The organism is Pseudomonas sp. FSL R10-2189 (assembly GCF_009600325.1).
Taxonomy (GTDB): domain Bacteria; phylum Pseudomonadota; class Gammaproteobacteria; order Pseudomonadales; family Pseudomonadaceae; genus Aquipseudomonas; species Aquipseudomonas helleri.
In genome coordinates this window covers 1-497 of sequence record NZ_WIVZ01000123.1, presented here as the reverse complement: position 1 = coordinate 497, position 497 = coordinate 1, and the positions used below count along the sequence as shown (strand labels likewise).

At 69.2% G+C, this 497-nt stretch carries 2 pseudogenes; both read left to right on the top strand.

Going from position 1 to position 497, the window contains the following annotated elements:
- Positions 1–192: pseudogene (locus GHO32_RS26210) on the top strand (acyl-CoA dehydrogenase); the annotation flags it as partial.
- Positions 193–213: 21 nt separating this feature from the next.
- Positions 214–497: pseudogene (locus GHO32_RS26205) on the top strand (ABC transporter permease); the annotation flags it as partial.

The following is a 497-nucleotide window of genomic DNA, read 5'->3' as shown; positions in this document are numbered from 1 at the left end:
AGCCAGGCCCGCCGCCTCGACCGCCACTGGCGCAACGCCCGCACCCTGGCCTCGCACAACCCGGCCATCTACCGCGAGCGTGCGCTGGGCAATTACTACCTCAACGGCATCAGCCCCGGCGCGGCCTGGCGAGCCCTGCATGAGCAGGACAGCGCCCACGGCGCCACCCGCGATGAAGCCAGCGCGGTTTAAGCCCGCCCTCAGGAGTTGCACATGAGCCAGTCCACCCACCCAGGCACCGTTGCCAGTGTGATTCAGGCCGAGCCTTTGTTCGCCGCGCAATCGCGCAGTGCGCGGCGTTGGGCGATACGCCCGGGCCTCTTGCTGGCCGGGTTGTTCGTATTGCTGCTGTTGATCGCGGCCATCCAGCCGGGCTGGCTGGTGGCGGGCGACCCGCTCGACGCCAACTCGCGTCTGGCCTTTAGCGCCCCCAGCAGCCTGTTCTGGCTGGGCGCCGATGAAAACGGCCGCGACATCCTCACCCGGCTGGTCTACGC